At 46.3% G+C, this 19833-nt stretch carries 18 protein-coding genes and 1 pseudogene; 7 read left to right on the forward strand and 12 right to left on the reverse strand.

Annotated elements, in window-relative coordinates; translation table 11 throughout:
- Positions 1-89: 89 nt before the first annotated feature.
- From MKY22_RS08910 to MKY22_RS08920, 3 genes are all read left to right on the forward strand, one after another.
- Entirely contained in the window at positions 90-1505 is a 1416-nt protein-coding gene (locus tag MKY22_RS08910) for an NAD-dependent succinate-semialdehyde dehydrogenase (protein WP_029341858.1), read from the forward strand.
- A gap of 207 nt (positions 1506-1712) precedes the next feature.
- Positions 1713-3296: an IS1182 family transposase gene (locus MKY22_RS08915; protein WP_341085783.1), complete on the forward strand. Its 1584-nt coding sequence runs from the start codon at positions 1713-1715 to the stop codon at positions 3294-3296.
- 190 nt (positions 3297-3486) lie between these two features.
- Positions 3487-3933 carry an NUDIX hydrolase gene (locus MKY22_RS08920; protein WP_341088386.1) on the forward strand — a complete coding sequence of 149 codons (447 nt, stop codon included), beginning with the start codon at positions 3487-3489 and terminating at the stop codon, positions 3931-3933.
- A gap of 144 nt (positions 3934-4077) precedes the next feature.
- Here MKY22_RS08920 and MKY22_RS08925 read toward each other — a convergent pair whose 3' ends face one another.
- Positions 4078-4512: a carboxymuconolactone decarboxylase family protein gene (locus tag MKY22_RS08925; protein WP_029341860.1), complete on the reverse strand. Its 435-nt coding sequence runs from the start codon at positions 4510-4512 to the stop codon at positions 4078-4080.
- A gap of 120 nt (positions 4513-4632) precedes the next feature.
- Between MKY22_RS08925 and MKY22_RS08930 the strand changes: the two genes are divergently transcribed.
- Complete coding sequence (locus MKY22_RS08930) at positions 4633-5064, forward strand: Lrp/AsnC family transcriptional regulator (RefSeq protein ID WP_341088388.1); 432 nt, start codon at positions 4633-4635, stop codon at positions 5062-5064.
- A gap of 52 nt (positions 5065-5116) precedes the next feature.
- Here the strand turns inward: MKY22_RS08930 and MKY22_RS08935 are convergent, their stop codons facing one another.
- Positions 5117-7132 carry a Na+/H+ antiporter gene (locus MKY22_RS08935; RefSeq protein WP_341088390.1) on the reverse strand — a complete coding sequence of 672 codons (2016 nt, stop codon included), beginning with the start codon at positions 7130-7132 and terminating at the stop codon, positions 5117-5119.
- Between the two features lie 56 nt (positions 7133-7188).
- Positions 7189-8097 carry a helix-turn-helix transcriptional regulator gene (locus tag MKY22_RS08940; protein ID WP_341088392.1) on the reverse strand — a complete coding sequence of 303 codons (909 nt, stop codon included), beginning with the start codon at positions 8095-8097 and terminating at the stop codon, positions 7189-7191.
- 123 nt (positions 8098-8220) lie between these two features.
- Here MKY22_RS08940 and MKY22_RS08945 point away from each other — a divergent pair, with 123 nt between their 5' ends.
- Positions 8221-8706, forward strand: coding sequence for a dihydrofolate reductase family protein (locus MKY22_RS08945; protein ID WP_341088394.1), 486 nt, complete (start codon positions 8221-8223; stop codon positions 8704-8706).
- Positions 8707-8756: 50 nt separating this feature from the next.
- Here MKY22_RS08945 and MKY22_RS08950 read toward each other — a convergent pair whose 3' ends face one another.
- The 5 genes from MKY22_RS08950 to MKY22_RS08970 all read right to left on the reverse strand — a co-directional run bounded on the left by MKY22_RS08950 (position 8757) and on the right by MKY22_RS08970 (position 12448).
- The gene (locus tag MKY22_RS08950) at positions 8757-9977 is read right to left on the reverse strand and encodes a cation:proton antiporter (RefSeq protein WP_195864911.1); all 1221 of its coding nucleotides are present in this window, start codon (positions 9975-9977) and stop codon (positions 8757-8759) included.
- A gap of 3 nt (positions 9978-9980) precedes the next feature.
- Positions 9981-10481, reverse strand: coding sequence for a cation:proton antiporter regulatory subunit (locus tag MKY22_RS08955; protein ID WP_029341865.1), 501 nt, complete (start codon positions 10479-10481; stop codon positions 9981-9983).
- 25 nt (positions 10482-10506) lie between these two features.
- Positions 10507-10725: an AbrB/MazE/SpoVT family DNA-binding domain-containing protein gene (locus MKY22_RS08960; RefSeq protein WP_341088396.1), complete on the reverse strand. Its 219-nt coding sequence runs from the start codon at positions 10723-10725 to the stop codon at positions 10507-10509.
- A 526-nt stretch (positions 10726-11251) separates the two neighbouring features.
- Positions 11252-11875, reverse strand: a complete 624-nt coding sequence (locus MKY22_RS08965) for a zinc dependent phospholipase C family protein (protein ID WP_341088397.1) — start codon at positions 11873-11875, stop codon at positions 11252-11254.
- Positions 11876-11878: 3 nt separating this feature from the next.
- Positions 11879-12448 (reverse strand): GNAT family N-acetyltransferase, encoded by a 570-nt coding sequence (locus tag MKY22_RS08970; protein WP_064299753.1) that lies wholly within the window; start codon positions 12446-12448, stop codon positions 11879-11881.
- Positions 12449-12578: 130 nt separating this feature from the next.
- On the opposite strand from MKY22_RS08970, the gene MKY22_RS08975 reads away from it, so the two are divergent.
- The gene (locus MKY22_RS08975; protein WP_341088401.1) at positions 12579-13790 is read left to right on the forward strand and encodes an MFS transporter; all 1212 of its coding nucleotides are present in this window, start codon (positions 12579-12581) and stop codon (positions 13788-13790) included.
- Positions 13791-13806: 16 nt separating this feature from the next.
- Here MKY22_RS08975 and MKY22_RS08980 read toward each other — a convergent pair whose 3' ends face one another.
- The 3 genes and pseudogenes from MKY22_RS08980 to MKY22_RS08990 all read right to left on the reverse strand — a co-directional run bounded on the left by MKY22_RS08980 (position 13807) and on the right by MKY22_RS08990 (position 17831).
- Positions 13807-14352, reverse strand: coding sequence for a DUF402 domain-containing protein (locus tag MKY22_RS08980; protein ID WP_341088402.1), 546 nt, complete (start codon positions 14350-14352; stop codon positions 13807-13809).
- A 105-nt stretch (positions 14353-14457) separates the two neighbouring features.
- Complete coding sequence (gene bglA, locus MKY22_RS08985; RefSeq protein ID WP_341088404.1) at positions 14458-15915, reverse strand: 6-phospho-beta-glucosidase BglA; 1458 nt, start codon at positions 15913-15915, stop codon at positions 14458-14460.
- Between the two features lie 24 nt (positions 15916-15939).
- Positions 15940-17831: pseudogene (locus MKY22_RS08990) on the reverse strand (beta-glucoside-specific PTS transporter subunit IIABC).
- Positions 17832-17995: 164 nt separating this feature from the next.
- Here MKY22_RS08990 and MKY22_RS08995 point away from each other — a divergent pair.
- A complete protein-coding gene (locus MKY22_RS08995; RefSeq protein ID WP_290758850.1) occupies positions 17996-18706 on the forward strand; it encodes a GntR family transcriptional regulator in 711 nt (236 codons plus the stop codon).
- 477 nt (positions 18707-19183) lie between these two features.
- On the opposite strand, the gene MKY22_RS09000 is transcribed toward MKY22_RS08995, so the two are convergent.
- A complete protein-coding gene (locus MKY22_RS09000) occupies positions 19184-19525 on the reverse strand; it encodes a hypothetical protein (RefSeq protein WP_341088407.1) in 342 nt (113 codons plus the stop codon).
- Positions 19526-19833 lie beyond the last annotated feature (308 nt).

Raw genomic sequence — 19833 nt, forward strand, 5'->3', positions numbered from 1 at the left:
TATGACTGTCCATCCAAAGCGGAACTTCCGCTCACTCGTCTTGAGGTGTTTAATAAAGGACGTAATGAAATTCACGGAGGTGCAACAAGATGATTGAAAAGAACTTAATTAATGGTGAATGGTACGATACGACAGAAACGATTCCGGTCTACGACCCAGCAACGAAAGAACTGCTCGGACATGTTCCGGCAAGTTCAGCGGAAGACGCACAACGTTCCGTTGACGCAGCGAGCGAAGCATTCGTCAAGTGGTCAAATGAAACAGCAGACACACGCGCGAATTTAGTCGATGCCTGGTATCGCTTGATCAACGAACACCGTGAGGAACTCGCTCGGATCATGACGACAGAACAAGGAAAGCCGTACGTCGAAGCACTCGGTGAAGTCGATTACGGCAATCAATACGTCCGTTGGTACGCTGAAGAAGCACGCCGGATTTACGGTGAAACGATTCCGGCTTCTGTTCCAGGAAAACGACTCTTCGTCGAAAAAGAACCAGTCGGTGTCGTCGCAGCGATCACACCATGGAACTTCCCGGCAGCGATGATCACACGTAAACTTGCACCGGCTCTTGCAGCGGGTTGTACGATTGTCCTTAAACCATCGGAAGAAACACCGTTTACGGCACTTCGTCTCGTTGAATTAGCAGAAGAAGCAGGTATCCCTAAAGGTGTCATCAACGTCCTAACAGGTGACGCGGCAACGATCAGTGGCGTCTGGCAAGCCGATTCTCGCGTCCGGAAGATCACGTTCACAGGTTCAACAGCCGTCGGGAAATTGATCATGCGTCAAGCAGCCGATACGATGAAAAAACTATCACTTGAACTCGGTGGTCACGCACCCTTCATCGTCACGGAAAATGCGGATCTCGATAAAGCCGTCGAAGGGGCGATGCGCTCTAAATTCCGAAATGGTGGACAAGCGTGTGTCGCGACGAACCGCTTCTACGTGCAAGCGTCTGTTCTTGACGCATTCACGGAAAAATTCACAGCAGCCGTCAAACAACTGCAAGTCGGTAACGGGATGGACGCTGACTCGACAGTTGGTCCATTGATCAATGCGAAAGCCGTCGCAAAAGTCAAAGCACACATCGATGACGCTGTCGCAAAAGGTGCAACGATCCTGACTGGTGGTACGATTGACGAATCTGTCGGCTACTTCGTCACTCCAACCGTGCTTGCGAATGTCACAGAAGACATGCTTTGCATGCAGGAAGAGACGTTTGGTCCGCTCGCACCGATCTCTGTCTTTGAGACACTTGATGAAGTCATCGAACGGGCGAACAACACGCCATACGGACTAGCGGCTTACGCGTTCTCTGAACGCATCGATGAAGCATTGATGCTCGGAAAACGACTCGAATACGGGATCGTCGGTCTGAACGATGGTGCGCCATCTGCAGCACAAGCCCCATTTGGTGGCTACAAAGAGAGTGGTCTTGGACGTGAAGGTGGCGTCTACGGCATCGAAGATTATCTCGAAGTCAAATACTTGTCGCTCGGTTAATCCATCAGACATTTCGTTTGAAACGAACCATCTTTATTCATAGGTAGAGGCTGGGACATAACTCAGTTTCACAAACAAAAGGCCCTCGAAACGACTATACGTTTCGAGGGCCTTGTTCTATGAAAAAAAACCGATTCTGAATAAACAAATAAGGACAACCTCTGATAAAGTTAAAGTGATCAAACCATAACCATCGGAGGTGCCCTTATGTTTAAAGATTATAACATGAACCAGCTGGTTCTGCCCTTAGATTTAGAAGTTCGTCTTCAAGAAAATGATATTGCGTTCGCTGTCCACCATCTCGTCGAATCCATTCCAGACGATGTGTTCGAGCCTTTCATGCGCACGACAGGATGCCCGGCTTACCATCCACGCATGATGATGAAAATTATCTTATGTGCCTACACACAATCGGTCTTCTCCGGTCGGAAGATTGAAGGATTACTATCCGATAGTCTGCGGATGATGTGGCTAGCACAAGGGAATGCGCCGAGCTATCGTACCATCAACCGTTTTCGAGTGCATCCCGCAGTCACTCCGATATTGAAGCAAGCCTTCGTTACCTTCCGTTGCCATCTCGTCGAGATGGGAGAAATCAATGAAGAAGCCATCTTTATCGATGGTACAAAGTTAGAGGCGAATGCGAACCGATATACCTTTGTTTGGCGGAAATCGATTGAACGTCATAGTGCGTCTCTCGTGGACAAATCGAATCGTATCTATGACAACCTCGTCGAACAAGACATCCTACCGGAAATTGAACGAGAAAACCCGGACGAGCTTACTCTCTCAGAACTCGAACACATGGGTGAAGCTGTAGACGCACATATCGCTTCCATCAACCAAAAAATCGAGGCGAGTACGGACACCCAAGAAAGAAAACGTCTGCGTTCTGAACGGAAGGAACCACGTCTCCTTCGAAAGGAAATTACAGATTTCATCGAGCGGAAACAGAGATACGCCCTTCAAAAGAGGACGCTCGCTGGACGGAACAGCTATTCGAAAACGGACACGGACGCGACGTTCATGCGAATGAAAGAAGATCATATGCAAAATGGACAACTCAAACCAGGCTATAACGTTCAAATCGCGACCGAAGGACAATACACACTCGCTTATGATATTTATCCGAATCCGACGGATGCCCGGACGTTACTCCCCTTTTTAGATGAGGTCAGCTCATATTTACCACTACCACCGCATATCGTTGCGGATGCCGGCTATGGGAGTCAGGAGAATTATCAGGATATTCTGATGCGCCGTGGGCGCATTCCACTCATCCCTTACACGATGTTCGAAAAAGAAAAGTCGCGAAAATGGCGCAACGATCCCTTTAACACAGCGAACTGGTCTTACGATGAAACGGCGGATCGGTTTGTGTGCCCGAATGGACAGGACGTAACGTTCCGTTACATGTCCAAGAGAACAGATCGTTACGGATTCACGCGTGATTTCAAGGTGTATGAAAGTGAAGGGTGTGATGGCTGCCCGTTCCGCTCCCGTTGTACAAAGGCCGAAGAAGGGCGTCACCGACAGGTACACATAAACACTTCATGGGAAGAACAAAAAGAACAGATGAAAAAATGGCTTTCAGATCAAAAAACAGGATCCCTCTATGCGAAACGGAAGATAGACGTGGAACCAGTTTTTGGATATCTGAAGGCTAATTTGAGTTTCACTCGCTTTTCTGTGCGAGGAAAAGCGAAGGTGAAGCGTGAGCTCGGCTTCATCCTCATGGCCGTAAATTTGAGGAAATGGCTCATCCAAAGCGTTGCCCGAAGGGCAGCTTGACGAGAGACAATGAAAAAAGAAGGAATTGCACATCCTCAGTGATGGCAATTCCTTCTTTTCGTTAAATTCAGCTAGTTATGTCCCAGCCTCTTTGTATCGGTGATGCCCATGAATGAGTAGCTCCTCCGTGCAAGTTACTTTTTAAGGTATAATTCAAAATGAGAGATCATATGAAAGGACGGATGCAGGAATGGATGTCATCTCCTTTGGTCAGAAAGAAAATAATCAACGCTACATAACAAGACCGGCTGTCTCTGCTGTAATGTTCAATCGTCAGTTAGACAAAATAGCTGTCATTCAAAAAAGTGACGGTAAATATTTTCTTCCAGGTGGCGGAATCGACGCACACGAAACGCACGAGGACTGTCTTAAAAGAGAAGTTTTAGAAGAAACCGGACTGGATATCGAAATCAGTGCTTTTATCGGACGCGCAAATCGATATTTCTACTCTCATAATGAATGTACTTACTATTTGGGTGAAGGTTATTTTTATGTCTGTCATGCGGATAAAAAAATAAAAGATTCCATTGAAGAAAACCACTTTTTAAGGTGGATTAATCCTTCTAAAGCAACAGAAGATTTATTCCACGAACATCAACGTTGGGCTGTTCGGAAAGTACTAGAGGAAAACCTCTGATGTAAAGAAAATGATTAAGACCAACAGAAAATTCAATTTTTATCACTTTATTAAAGAGTTACATTTTTATCTTCAGACTAACAATAACGAATCAAATATGTCCTAGTATTTCTTTATATTTACGTTGAACTAATGAGCATTCAATTAAGTATAAGTCGAATCAGGGATATCTGTTGGCTGTAAATTCATGATTGCTCCAAAATATTGAGATGCTGTACAAAACGTAATGAACGCACATAACTCGCTGATTTCTTGAGCAGTAAATGTTTCTTTCATCAATGAAAATATGGAATCAGGAATATTCCCCTTTACCGTTAAAAAGAGATCTGCAAATCCAATAGCTAAAATCATTTTTTCATCCATGATGTTCTTCTTCGGCTTTCCTTTAGCCTTACAATAGGCACATCCATTTGATTGTGCCAATGTTCTTCGAACTTGTTCTTTCAAATCTGAACTTAGGATTCCTTCTTCAACCAAGTCTCTTTCAAGCATCGTCCAACTATTTAAGATTTTGGCGTTGTGACCTAATAATTTCTGAAACGGTGTTTCTCCTATTTGGGATAAAGGTATTTTTGTCATTCTCGTCACTCCTTCTACAAAATATTTTATATAATAATCAAGCATCCTTGCATTTCATTTGATACATTTGACGATAAAATACTTACTGTTCAACATTTTATTTCGGAGGAGGATTTACAATTGAAAATTGACATAATTGATCGACAAATTTTAAATGAATTAGCTCAAGATAGTCGATTATCGATGCGTTCATTAGCAAAACGAGTTAATTTATCCGCTCCCTCCGTAACAGAGCGTGTCCGACAAATGGAATCTTTTGGACTCATTCAAAAATACAGTTTAAAAATCGATTACGAAAAGTTAGGGTCTCCTATTGAATGCTTAGTAGAAGCAACCATTAAAGAAGGACGCTACGATACATTTAAAAATCACATACAGCAACTTACTAACGTTGACTTTTGTTATCGAATATCTGGTGATTCTTGCTTCATGCTAAAATTACATTTCCAAACGTTTCAAGAGGCAGAATTTTTTATAGAACAAATCCATCCTTATGCCCATACAGTTACTCGTTTTATTTTTTCAGAAGTTGGCACTCAAGTCGTGATATAAAAAAAGACAAGAAGAGCATTAAAAGTTTGCTCTTCTTGTCTTTTTTTAAATATTATTCAACGTATTCGTAGAGAACGACACTCTCGATATAGTGAATGAAGCGGCGTAACTCCTTCTCTTCTTCGTTCGAGAGATCCCCTTCTTTTGACATATTGGCGATTTCAAGACGCTGGACTTCGATGGCTTTCAAGCAGAGCTCTTCCTTCTGCTGATCGACGTCCTTGCCACCGATTGGTGACGACCAGCGCGTATGTTTGAAGCGAAGTCGTTTATAGAACTCCAGCACGCTTTGAACGACGTCTGGCGGATACGATGAACGGCAATTCTCGAGACGTTCAATCACTGTGCCCATTACCTTTTCATATAGTTCATGCTCGACTTGTGTCATTTGAATCAACGCATCAGACGACATGTTCGATCGTTTCCGCTTCCACCACAGTTTACGAATCGGTTGGACGATTTGGAAACGCGAATCCTTGCCGATCGCCTTACGGCGATTTTCGATTGAGCGGAAAACGTCCTTCTTCAACAGATCCGGCACCTTGTGCTCGGCGACGAAGCGTTTCGTTTCTTCCTTCTCCCACTGAACGGCTTCAAGACGTAGGGCTTTTAATTGGTCATTGAACTGGTTTAGTTCTTCCTGACTTTTCTCCTGCGCTCGCAGTAATCGAAGCATGACATGATACTCATTGAGAAGATCAAACGCAACGACTGCATTGTCTTCATCCGTCACTTGCTTAATCTCTGAGATCGCCCGGCGAATCATCCGTTGTTTTTGGGCATTCAGGTCGAGTGCGATCGGTGTCGCCGCTTCTCCCCGGTTCAAGACCGGTAAGAGAATCGTTGCGAGAACGAGTGTATAGATGATGACACCCGCTGCAAGGAAGATGATCAATGAGCGTTCCGGGAAGGCTTCGCCGGACTCCGTCAAGAACGGTAATGACAAGACCCCGACCATCGTGATCGTTCCGCGAACCCCGACCAGTGTCGTAATCAAATCTTGTTTGAAGGACGGTCGACGATGATCGCGGTCCTCTTTTTTAAAGAACCGATGATCGAACCAATTGAAGAACATCGTCCAGACGAGACGGATCGCGAGAATGAATGAACCGATTTCGATGACATATAACATGAGACGCCAGTTGTTGATCGCATCATCTGCAAAAATCTCGCGTGTCGCTTCCGGCAACGTCAAACCAAGCAATAAGAAAATGATCCCGTTTAGCGTATACGCAATCATCGTCCAGATGTTATCCGTCAACGTCTGCTCTTGTGCAAAGAACGTTTCCGTCCGTTCTTTGATCAAGGCATGCAAGATACCACCTGTCACGACGGCGATGACGCCTGACGCGTGAAACCCTTCTTCGGCGATGAAGAAGATGATGAATGGCGTTAAAATTTGCAGCAAGGCATAAAAGACAACATCTTCAATGCCGGCGCGACGCAAGCGAACCTTGAGAAAGTTCATCGCGAGTGAAATCGTCAATCCGATCAATGCTCCGACGATGAACATGTAGAAGAACTCAGTCGTTGCGCTTTGAAGCGAGAAATACCCTGTGACGACAGCAGCGACCGCATAACTGAACGCAACGAGTCCCGATGCGTCATTGATCAGCGATTCTCCACGGACGAGCGTCAGAATCTGTTCTGGAATCTGGACACGTTTCGCAATCCCGTTGACGGCAATCGGATCGGTCGGCGATAAAATCGCAGCTAAAGCAAAGGCAGCAGCGACTGGAATAACTGGAATCAACCAGTTGATGAAGTACCCTCCGACGATCGTCGTCAACAAGACGAGAATGATCGCGTTCCCGAAGATCGCTGTCCGCATCCGCCATAAATCTTCTCGTGGGAAGTGAGAACTATCGTTGTAAAGTAACGGTGCGATGAATAAGAGGAGGAACCACTCGGATTCGACCTCGATCGTCAAACCACTCATCAGGAGAGCGGCGACGGTTCCGGCAATGATTTGAATCAAAGCCGTTGGGATGAAACGGATGTAATGTCCGATGACTTGCGTCAATAAAATAAGCGCAAGCATCAATAAAATCAATGATAGTGTTTCCATGGAAGACCCCTTCCTCTATTGTTTCTTTCTACCTATATCCTAACATAGTTTTTTAATCAATCCTGTCCGAGCGCCTTATCGGACCGTTGCACAGCAATCATTTCTTCTGCTTGACGAATCAACTGCTCCCGGAGTTCGAGTGGTTCAAGGACTCGCACTTCCGGACCGAGCCGCATCAATTGGCGTCCGAGATACGGCAGTTCGGTTTCCGGAACCAACCATGTTCGTTCCGACTGAATCGGTAAAATCCCCTCTAGCAACCGTTCGCCTAATGGTGATACTTCCAGTTTCACCGTCGTCATCGGTACACGTGTCATGTCTTGTTCCAAATCTGAAAAGGTTAACTCGGTTGCTGGCAACTCATGAAGCGTCACGTCTTTGATCCGATCAACACGGAACTGGCGATACCCTCGATTCGTCTGTCCATAGAAGTACCAGCGATTCTGTTCGAACGATAAACCAATCGGATCTACGACGATCATGCGTCGTCCTTTTGTCGTCTCATACAGAATATTCCCCATCCGTCCGCTCTCTAACAAGTCGAGTAACGCTGGATTTTGCGGCGACGGTGGTGTGTCGACCGTTTGAAAGCGAAAGCGGTCTTTCCATTTTACAATCTGTTGCTCCGTCATTTTCGGTAACTCGTTCGCATAGCGTTCAGCGACTTCCTGTCGAATCGTACCGAATGGAAAATCGGGAATCTGTCCGACCCATTCCAGAAGGATGAATAAGACAATCGTCTCTTCATCCGTCAAGACGAGTGGCGGCATGTTCCGGTGCGGCAGCATCCGGTAACCCCCCGCTACGCCTGGTTCGCTGTAGATCGGATAACCATTTGCTTCAAGTACCGTCATGTCCCGTTGAATCGTCCGGATCGACACCTGACAGTCTTCCGCAAGCATCCGTGCAGAGAAGTGTTCCCCCCGGTTTAACAAGCGGACTAAACGCCATTGTCTCGTATTCATACATTTCCTCCTCAAATAACGACATCTTTTGTCGTCATTATACGCTAAGATGAAGTCACACGATGCAAAAGGAGGAATTATGGATGTCACAACCTACGACCGTTCTTTATATCGCTTGTAGTCTTGACGGGAAAAATTGCCAGACTCGACGGTTCACTTGATTGGTTATTTGCCGTTGCCGGAGACGGGGATAATGGTTATCAAGCGTTCTATGATCAAGTCGGTGCCGTCATCATGGGACGAAAAACATATGATGAAGTCCTACAACTCAGCGAGACATACCCTTACGCAGATATTCCGAGTTATATCTATAGCCGGACGCAACGAACGTCTGAGACGGTCACCTATACGGATGAACCGCTCGATCAACTGCTCGACCGGATTTCGCCAACGATCGAAGGTAACGTTTGGCTGATCGGTGGTGGCGAATTGATTCAAGAAGCGTTGCGCTTAAAACGCATCCGCTCGATTGAACTGGCGATCGCGCCTGTCATCCTCGGAACAGGCATCCCGCTGTTTCCGGAAGGGACGAATGAAACGCATCTTCGTTTGACAGCGAGTCGCCATTCGGGACAATTCCTGATGGCAACGTATGAAGTCTTGACTTAAATAACAACAACCGGTTCGGGAAAGCGAACCGGTTGTTCGTTTACATCAGATTAGGCATTTTTCTTCGTCTTTTTCGCTTTTGGTTCCGTCCACTTAAAGATTTTATTCATGACGTTGTAAATCCGTTTCGATTCCTTCGTCATCAACGGTCCGAGAATGGCGAGAATCAAGACGTACAAGGCTGAGAATGGTGACAAGATATCCATCAATCCACCGGCAATTCCGAGATTCGCGACGATGATCGAGAACTCCCCGCGCGAGACGATCGTCAAGCCGATGTTCGAGGATGCTTTGTGTGACAAGCCTGCTTTACGTCCCGCAATCATACCAGCCACGTAGTTCCCGATGATCGTGATGACGACGGCACCGAGTGCGAGCCAGACGGCGTCAAGTAACATCGTCGGATCGATACTCAATCCGAAACTGAAGAAGAAGATCGCACCGAAGAAATCACGGAATGGGACGACGAGATGTTCGATCCGTTCGCCTTGATCGGTTTCCGAGAAGACGAGACCGAGTAACAACGCCCCGATTGCTTCTGCAACATGAATCGTTTCCGAGAATCCGGCGATGAAGAACAAGGCAGCAAAGACAACGATGATGAAGACTTCATCCGAGGCGATCTTCAGCATCTTATTCAAAAGCGGTGTTGCCTTCCGAGCGACGATGAAGAACAGCAACATATAGCCGAGGGCGATCAAGATTGAGGTAAGAGATGCGAGTAACGTCGTCCCACCGCCGAGAAGCAGTCCCGATAAGACCGACAAATAAACGGCGAGGAAGATGTCCTCGAACATGATGATTCCAAGAATCAGCTCCGTCTCCGTATTACCGGTCCGGCGGAGATCAACGAGGACTTTCGCCACGATCGCACTGGAGGAGATCGTAATGATCCCGGCGATGACGAGTACTTCATAGAGTGGGAATCCGGCGATGAACCCGTATAAGAGACCACCGGTAAAGTTAATCGATAAATAAATCGTTCCGCTCGTGACAATCGATTTTCCGGACCGGATTAACTTACCGACCGAGAACTCGAGTCCGAGATAGAATAAGAGGAACAGGACACCGATTCGTCCGAGGAAGCTGATGAACTCAGCACTTTCAATGAACTTGAAGTCTAGTATCCCGATTGTCGGAGCGTGCGGTCCAACAATCATCCCGAGAATGATTAGAAACGGGATGATCGAGAAATTGAGTCTGTTCGCGAGCACTGCCGCGATTGCCACTAAGATAAGCGCGGTACCGACTTCAAATATGAGATGATCCATATATTATCCGCCTCCTTCGATTGAGAATAATGCTTTCGTGATGTGACGGATGTTTTGACGCTCTCCAGATAAGACGATCGTATCACCGGCTTCAAGGCGTGTATCCGGTCCTGGGTTAAGCGATTTTGAACGGTCATGCTTGAGCACCGCAATGATTGAAATATCGTAATGGTTACGGACATCGAGTTCTCCAATCGTTCGATTGTTGACCTTTGAATCCTGACCGACTTTGAACCACTCGATGACGAGATCATCAAACGCGAGTTCGATCTTTTCAAGATCCTTCGGCTTATAGGATAATCCTCCGAGAATTCCTGCCATCTGACGGGCTTCTGCGTCATTGAACGTCACGCTCGAGATGCTCTCATCAAAATCATCGTCATCGTAGTGATGCATCTCGCGTCGTCCATCATCATGGACGATGACGACCACCTTATCTCCTCGTGTCGTGATGCCTTCGAACTTCCGTCCGATTCCTGGTAAATCTACTTCTCGCATATCCATCTGTTATTTCCTCCTTTTTTTGTTTTTACAAATGATGATTCGCTTTGTGGATGAGTGTCTTGAACGCCTCATCACTCAATATATCTTGAAGGTCATGCAGCTGTTTCAAATCCGCTTTCGCCATGATGACAAACCCGTCCTCCTCAATGAATGCCACGCGATCTCCTTCCCCTACTTGCAAGGCCTGCCGAATTTTTTTGGGGATGGTGATTTGTCCTTTTGACGTTAACTTTGATAGCTCCATCACGAACTTCCTTCTTTCTGTGTTTTTCTTGTATTCCTTACTTCCTTACTTTTCTTATTTCCAATATAACATAGTTTTAAACTTATTCCGAGTGTTTTGCTTTGAATTAAAATTTAAAAATCGATTTTCTTTTTGTTCAACCGTATTCATACGATTATTTTCAAGACATCTTACAATAAACATAGAAAAACGCATCCTAATCTAAATGGATGCGTTCTTCGTCTTATTGTTATTCGGAGGTGATTTTATGTCGCAATTATTTTCAATTGCGTTTGTGGTCTATATTTTATCGTTGAACGTGGCAGCGATCTATCTTATCTATAAGCGACTTATTTCTTCTATAATCGCTGGTTTAGCGATTTTTTTCTTCATTCTTTCTGTCAGTTCGACCGTTATCGTATTCTTTCTATTTCTCACACCATTTACGGACTGGTTCACAGGTTTAGGAAATTTATTAAGTATCATTTGGTTTGGTCTGCTGAACGGATGCTGTTACATATTATTCGGAATCGTCAGATGGATCATTTCAATGATTCAGAAATGATTCTTTGGCTGGATCAATCTTTAGCCCTTTTTCACCTAAGTGATGGATGGACCGTTCAATCGCTGTTTCGATGTATCCATCCAATTGATGCGGCAACAAGATATCATATTCTTGTGGCAGAACGGTTCGTTGGTCCTCTTCTACCTCTCTAATGAAATGCGGAAGTGCTTTCCACCTCGACTGCACACTCACTTCATGAAGCGCTCCGTTGATCGCTTGTTCATTCCAGTTCACGAACGGAGCAATGCGTGTATTGTACCGCCTGAAGTCATCATGATACCTTGAACCGATCGAGACGTCAGCTATGATCGCTTGCCGTAACCAACTCATGTAAAAACCGCGTAACCAAATATCGTCCGCTATCAGATGGACGTAGTAGCCACTTCGAAAAGATGGATCCCAAGACGTCGAGTCTCTCCAAAACGCTTCGTAGTCAATCGCTCGTGTTCCGCTCGCTAATTCACCCGTATAATAGTGGGCTTGCTCCTTCTCGTCATAGCATACATCAGGAGCGACCGCACCGAGAAGAAATCGAGCGGGGTCTAGTTCCGAAAGTAACGTAATCAATCGTTTTCCGATGTAGGCATGCATCAGTCGTGAACCCATCTCTTACTTCCCTTCGTAATCGCTACGCGTGATCGCATAAATTTTTAAGTCCCAGAAACGCTCTTTAACGAATAAAGCACTCCGCGAGGTTCCTTCGAACGTCATGCCGATTTTTTCCATGACACGAGCTGATCCATCATTCGCAACAAAACAACGGGCTTGAATGCGCTCGAGTCCGAGTGTCTCAAAACCGTACTGTACGAGACGCGCTGCTGCTTCCGGCATCAAACCCTTCCCCCAGTAATCGCGCGACAGCGCATAACCGAGTTCTGCTTGCTGTTGCTCAAACGAGACTTTGATGAAATCAATCGTTCCGATGACTCGTCCGCTCGTTTTGTCTTCGATTGCCCAAGGTGCCGGATTTCCTTGTTCGTATTGACGAAGGATATGTTCGACGAATTGCTCAGAGTCCGTGAGGCTTTTATGCGCATGCCAGCTGACATATCGCGCCGTCTCTTCATCTTTCGTGTAGGCATAGATATCTGGTGCATCTTCCATGCGAACTGGTCGCAAACGGAGTCGTTCCGTTTCAAGTATAGGCAAAGCTTGATATAAATCGATGGTCGTTAACATGATTGAACCCTTCTTCCCTTGATTTTTTCCAAGTATACCCACTCTACTACAAAAAGTATAGAGATATACGAAAACGTTATCAGAATTTTCTGGTATACTATTGGAAAATGATGTAAGAAAGGATGCTGTCATGTCTTCTCGGGAACGAACACTCTTGAGTGCGCTCGGTATTTCACAGTTTGGTGACTTCATTTATCTCGTTGCGATCAACGTTTACATCTATCGCTTGACCGGCTCAGCGTCAGCCGTTGCTGCGCTTTGGGTCATCAGTCCGGTCGTCGCTCTCGTCATCAAGTCGTTCGCGGGAAGTTGGGTCGATCGATCCGACTTACGTCGACTGTTGATTCAGACTGATTTGTTACGTGCTTTCTTAATCGGTATCATGCCATTTCTACCATTATCATTGCTTTACATCGACTTGATCGCCTTAGCTATCATCAAAGCGGTCGTCGAACCGGCAACGTTGACCTACATCACGACGCTTGTTCCACAAAACGACCGGACGTCATTTAATGCCTATCGTAGTCTGATCACGTCTGGTGCTTTTTTGATTGGTCCTGCTCTCGCTGGAGGACTGCTCTATGTTGCTTCTGCCGACGTTGCTATTTGGCTCAACGCCATCTCGTTTCTCGCATCAGCTGTCCTGCTGATGCGCTTGCCGCGTTTTACTGGTTCGGTCGAACGAGGGATGCGGCTGCAAGACATTATATCCGATTGGCGGCTTATCTATCAGTTTAGCAAAAGCGCACGCTACGTGACGGGATTGTATATCCTCGCGATGTTGATGATGATCGCGACACTTGCACTTGATACGCAAGAAGTCGTCTTTTTACAGCGGAGCATCGGCTTATCGGAAACCGATTACGGTTTACTGATGAGCCTGACTGGGATTGGTTCCGTCGCCGGCAGCTGGGTCGTCGCCCGCTATGCTAAAACATTCTCCGTTCGGACGATGCTGACGATTGGCTATGTATTTGTCGCTGTCGGTTACATGCTGTATGCAAGTGCGAATTCATTTTCAATCGTCTGTATCGGTTTCTTGTTGCTCGGTTGTTTCCACGCATTTGCGGGGACCGGTTTCCTAACGTTCCAACAGACGAATATTCCACTACACTTAATGGGACGCTTTACGAGTCTTTACGGAGTCGGTGTCAGTCTGCTACAGATTCTAGCGATCGTCGGCATCGGTCTGCTCGGTGATATCTGGTCGATTCGCTTCAGTACGATTCTATTTGCCTGCCTCCTCGTGATCGTGACAATCTGTTTTCTCGGATTGGTTCTCCTCCCGCGCAAGCAACGGTACTTTACGACGAACGAAGTTAAAGCAGAGCGACACGCCTAAAAAACAGGGAACCCCGTCAACGCGGTGTTCCCTGTTTGAGTTGCTGTTTCATCACTTCTGCGTGTGCGACGAGCGGAAAAGATCCATCTTGTAGTTGTTTTTGCAGTCGCTTCGCTTCTGCCCAAGCGAGCGCATATTCCGCTTGTGAGACCTCCCCTTGATCTCGTGCTGCTTCTAGTTCGTCCGTGTCGATTAACAAAACTTGTCCCGATGGCAAGGTGATCAGATCGAGAAACAGATCCTCCCAGTAGACTCGTCCGTCCTCCACTCCGGTACGAAGACAGATATCGATATAGGTTTGTACTAACTGACCTGCGGCGTCAAACATCGAGGTCACGGCATGATGGGCATCACTTGGGAATTGTTGTACCCAGACGTAACCAGCGTCAGCGATTCGAATCGTTTCGTCACCATAACGGACATCTAACGGTGAAGCGACTTCAATCAGTTGAAGAAGTGTCACATGTCCGTTGAACAGTTCATTTTCGACCTGTTCTTGCACATAGTGTCGCTGTGTGATGCGACGCCAGTCACGTCGATCGGCATAGCGTTTTTTAATCATTTACCGGTCCTCCGTTTTTTCCTTAGTGTGCCATACCCCACTTCTTTTTCATTCTAATTCTTTAAAAAAAGAGGCAACGGATTTTTTCCGTTACCCCTTACTTCATCATTTGGCCGTCTCTGAACCGTGTAACGCAGCACCATTCGTCTCGATGACGTGACGATACCAATCGAACGAATCCTTTTTCATCCGTTCCATCGATCCGTTACCCTCGTTATCCCGATCGACGTAGATCATGCCGTAGCGTTTTTTCATCTCCCCTGTCGTAAAGGAGACGATGTCGATGACTCCCCACGGCGTGTAACCAATCAATTCGACGCCATCTTCGAGTACAGCTGCTTTGAATGCTTCGATATGCGCACGCAAGTAATCAATTCGCGCCGTGTCATGAATCTGACCATCCTCGATCGTATCAATTGCACCAAAACCGTTCTCGACGATGAACAACGGAATCTGGTAGCGATCGTATAGACGATTCATCGCATATCGGAGACCAACCGGATCAATCGCCCAACCCCAATCACTCGACTGGATGTATGGGTTCTCAACGCCGTTCGCGAGACCACCGTTGACGATATTTCCCGTGTTATTGACGACAGCATCATGTTTGACGGTCGTCGACATATAGTAACTGAATCCGAGATAATCGACCGTTCCGTTTCGCAAGATTTCTGCGTCACCGTCTAGAATCGGAATATCATACCCTTCCCGTTTGAACTCATTCAACGCGTAAGACGGGTAGTAGCCGCGGACTTGGACGTCTGGGAAGAAATAGCGCTGACGCATCGATGTCTCAGCAAGCAGAATGTCTTCCGGGTGCGACGAGTACGGATAGATCGGTACATGGGAAACCATCGCTCCGATCTCGAAGTCCGGGTTGATCGCTTTCCCTTTCGCGACAGCTAGTGCACTCGCGAGTAACTCATGGTGTCCCGTTTGATACATGACTTCCATCGCGTTCTCTTCCGGATCGAGGAGGACACCTGAATTCGTCCAGAGGAATAATGGATTGCTGACGTCCATCTTGTTGTTAATTTCATTGAACGTCATCCAGTACTTGACCTTGTCTTTGTAACGCGTGAAACAGACTTCCGCGAATTTTTCGAAGAACAGCGCTACTTTCCGGTTGCGGAATCCACCGTATTCACGTGCGAGGTGGAGCGGCATCTCAAAATGCGACAACGTGATGATCGGCTCGATGTCGTATTTCAGTAATTCGTCGAAGACGTCATCATAAAACTTCAGTCCTTCTTCGTTCGGTTCTGTCTCGTCCCCGTTCGGGAAAATCCGACTCCAACCGATCGATGTCCGGAGACACTTCAGTCCCATCTCAGCGAACAGCGCGATATCTTCTTTATAACGATGATAGAAATCAATCGCCTCGTGATTCGGATAGAATTCATCCTCTTCTACTTGATCCGTGATGCGCCGTGCAACGCCGTGTGCTCCTGCCGTCAATACATCGACGACGCTTGGTCCTTTTCCGCCAGCGTTCCAGCCGCCTTCGAATTGATGCGCTGCTAACGCACCGCCCCATAGGAAATCATTTGGTAATGTCTTCATCTTCATGTCCTCCTTCTATTTCTCTTACTTGATGATCGTCAAGATCTGTGTGTTTGCCGTCGTGACCGTCTCGTCCGTCGGTAGGATTTGTGCATAACTCTGCGTGTTCGTGATAATGATTGGCGTGATCGTCTCGAGTCCATTCGCTTCAATCGCTGTCGCATTAAACGTTACGAGGAGATCGCCTGTCGTCACGGATTCGCCTTCTTTGACGTGAAGCGTAAACGGTTTACCGTCGAGCGTCACGGTCTCAAGACCGATATGGATCAAAACTTCGACACCACTCGTCGAGCGTAATCCGATCGAGTGACCTGATGGGGCGACCATGACGACAGTACCGTCAAACGGAGCCGTGACCCGGTTGTTCGTCGGACGAATCGCTACCCCTTGTCCCATCGCACCGGAAGCAAATACAGGATCCGTTACATCTGATAAAGCAACAATCGTTCCTTCAAGTGGTGCGCGAAGCGTCTCTTCATTTGTCAGAGTTGCGCTGACTTCCTGTTTTGCAACTGGTGTCGCTGTACTTTCAGGTGCTACGACTGGAGCAGCCTGCTCCACGAAACCGAACACTTGAATCAAAACGATCGGTAGAATCAAGGCAATCGCCGTTCCAATCAATAAGCCGATGATCGACGATGGATAGTCGGAATCGATGCCGTTGACGAGCGTCAATGGTCCCGGTAATCCGGCGTAGGCAAAGTAATACGGTTTAAAGAAACTTGCTGTGACAGCACCGATTGCTCCCGAGATACAGCCATAGATAAACGGTTTTTTAAAACGGAGCGTCACCCCATAGATGGCTGGTTCCGTGATACCGAAGATGCCCGTCAGTCCGGCTGAGACCCCGACTTTTTTCGTTTCTTTGTTACGTGCTTTCAAGATGACCCCGATGACAGCACCGATTTGGGCGATGACGGCAATCGTTTGATAGGCTTGGAACGAGTCGCGACCATATTGCTCGAAGTTTGCGAGCACCATCGGCGTGACACCCCAGTGGACACCGAAGATAACGATGACTTGCCAGAAGCCACCGATGATGAGACCAGCTACCGCTGGAGCATTCTCCGCTAAGTAGTTATACCCGTTTGCGATCCCTTCTGCACCAAGTGTCGTGATCGGTCCGATCAAGAGAATCGTAAGCGGCACCATCAATACCATACTGAAGAATGGAACGAACAACGGACGAATGACTTCATGAATCGTCTTGTTCAGGAATCGCTCGACATAGGACAAAATCCAGACGAGGAATAATGGCGGTAAGACCGATGACGTATACGTTGTACCGGATAAAGCGATTCCTAGGAACGTGATGGATTCACCAGCCGTGATGCGTGCTGCGATATCTGCCCATGTTGGACTGACAAGTGCCGCAATACAGGCGACCGCGATGAAGGCGTTGACCTTAAAATGATTCGCTGCCGTTATGGCAATGAAAATCGGCAAGAACGTAAATGGTGCCCATGAGATGAAGCTGAAGACTTCATAAGTACCTGTCTTCGCAAATGCTGGAAAAGCGAGCGTCGTCAAAATTAAAGTTCCCTGCAGAATCCCCGCTGCAGCTAAGATGTAGACGAACGGTGCAAAGACCGCTGACATCGTCGCAATGATTCGGTTGAGGACCGTCCCTTTCGGTGCCTCTTCCGCTTCCGATTATTCCAAATCGACGAGCTTCAAAAATTCTTGATGAACTTCTCCGACGTGTTGACCAATGACGACTTGAAACTGCCCGCCAGACTCAACGACCGTAATGACGCCAGTAATGCACTGACAGTTTCCTTAGCTGACGAATCCGATCGTTTCAATACAAGACGAAGTCGTGTGGCACATCGGACGGCGCTGATGACGTTGTCTTCTCCCCCGACGGCTTCTAAAATCGAATGCGCCAATTGTTGATAATCGCGAACCTTGCCCATATCGTGTACCTCCCCTGAATATGACGCTTGAATACCCTTTAACTTTAATTGTACACGCACAATTAATCAATGCATAAATAATTAAATTTACCATGTTATTAATCAAGAAATGGCTTATGCTATACTGAAGAAAGAAAAAAGTTCGCAAGAAAAGAAGGTGTCCTATGCTGAAATACCAACAGACAGCCGATGAAATCGAACGGTACATAGAACAACATCAGTTGAAACAAGGGGACAAACTCCCGATTCTCGAAGAGTTGATCCGGCAGTTCGCTGTCAGTAAGACGACGATGACAAAATCACTTGAGTTACTTGAACGAAAAGGAATCATCTTTCAAGTCCGTGGAAGCGGGATTTTTGTCCGGAAGACGAATCGCACTGGCTACATTCGCCTGTTCTCGACCCAAGGATTCAAGCAGAATCTCGTCGGTCATACGATCGAGTCGACCGTTCTCGCACTCGAATCAATTGCTGCAACCGATAACATCGCGAAGAATCTCGGGATCGAGGCAGGTGAGACGATTTATTACGTCAAGCGAATCCGCTACATCGACGGCAAGATCCTCTGTCTCGAAGAGTCTTACTATCGTCAATCGATTGTTCCGTACTTAAATCGTGAAATCGTTGAGCAGTCGATCTTCGAATACTTAGAGACGGCACTCCAATTGAATATTGGGTTCTCGGATATGTATATGCACGTCGGGAAGTTAAGCGCTGAGTCGGCTCGTCATCTGGGTCTCACCGAGGGCGATCCTGGATTAACGATTGAGACAGTATTTCATTTGACGAACGGTCGTCCGTTCGACTATTCCGTCATCACATACCACTATGAACATTCACAATTCGTCGTTCAGGCAAACGGACTATATCTTTAACAAACGAAAAAAGTAAAAAAGCGAAGTCTGATGATCGTCTTCATTTTACTGAAGACGTTGCATCGGATTTCGCTTTTTCTTTTAAGAAACTAACTAAAATTAATATACAAAACGGATAAATCGCTAAAACGACAATCAATAATAAGCCAAGAACTGGGCTCGGAAAATCAGTAGGATACATGACTGGGAACCACTGACTCAATGCATACGACATGAAGACAAAATACGGTATCTAACTAAAGGAAAACGACCAAGTAAGTCGACTTCGAGCTATTATCCCCTGCATCAGACGAATAGGTGTAAAGAATAGGATCATACACACCGTGATTATAGAAAATCCATTAGGTAAAAAAACTGATATGATGTTCCCGTTATGCGGATAATACGTTCAATGTTTAATGTCATCTCAACAGGAAGAAAGAGAATCAAAGCGAAAAACAGACTCCATCCGTTCCATTTTACAAATAATCGCATGCTTTAAATACCGATCTCTTCTTTACTCGAATTTTCGAGATACAGTTCCCCATCAAACGTCGTCAAGGCAATCACTTTCCTGTCTTTTTCATACCATGCTGTCGCTCCTTCACGATCGAGCTCTTTCCAACCGGCTTGGCGAATCCGAGTTCCATAGAGTAGACCCGGTCCATCGGTTTCCGAGACAAGACGCGTTTTGATTTTCCACTCGCCTTGTTTTTCAACTGCCGTAGCAAATCGTGGCACTGGAAAACTGGATACCTTCGATTCTTGAAATCCAGCATACCAACCACTGACGACTACAATGAGCCCAAGACATATAATGGCGATCCATCTCTTTTTCATAAGCATTCTCCTTTACTTTCCACCCTCATTTTAAAATTACCAAAATATAGTTTTATTTCCCTCATCCTAAAGACGGATTACTGATTTTTTCGTTGTGAAAACACATGAAAATTATTTCGAATTTATGAAAACACCCAAAAAATTTTCAATTTTTTTCATAAAAAATGCACACCTTTGTTCGTCCTTAGAGTCGCAACGGTTTGACAACTCCAGGCACAGAGCCATTTTCAATCATTTCCAAGTGGTTAAGCACATTAGCAACTTGACTTCATTTCCTGCTATGGTACGATACGAACTTATTAAAGGGA

This window comes from Exiguobacterium sp. FSL W8-0210, assembly GCF_038006045.1.
In the GTDB taxonomy this organism is placed as follows: Bacteria; Bacillota; Bacilli; order Exiguobacteriales; family Exiguobacteriaceae; genus Exiguobacterium_A.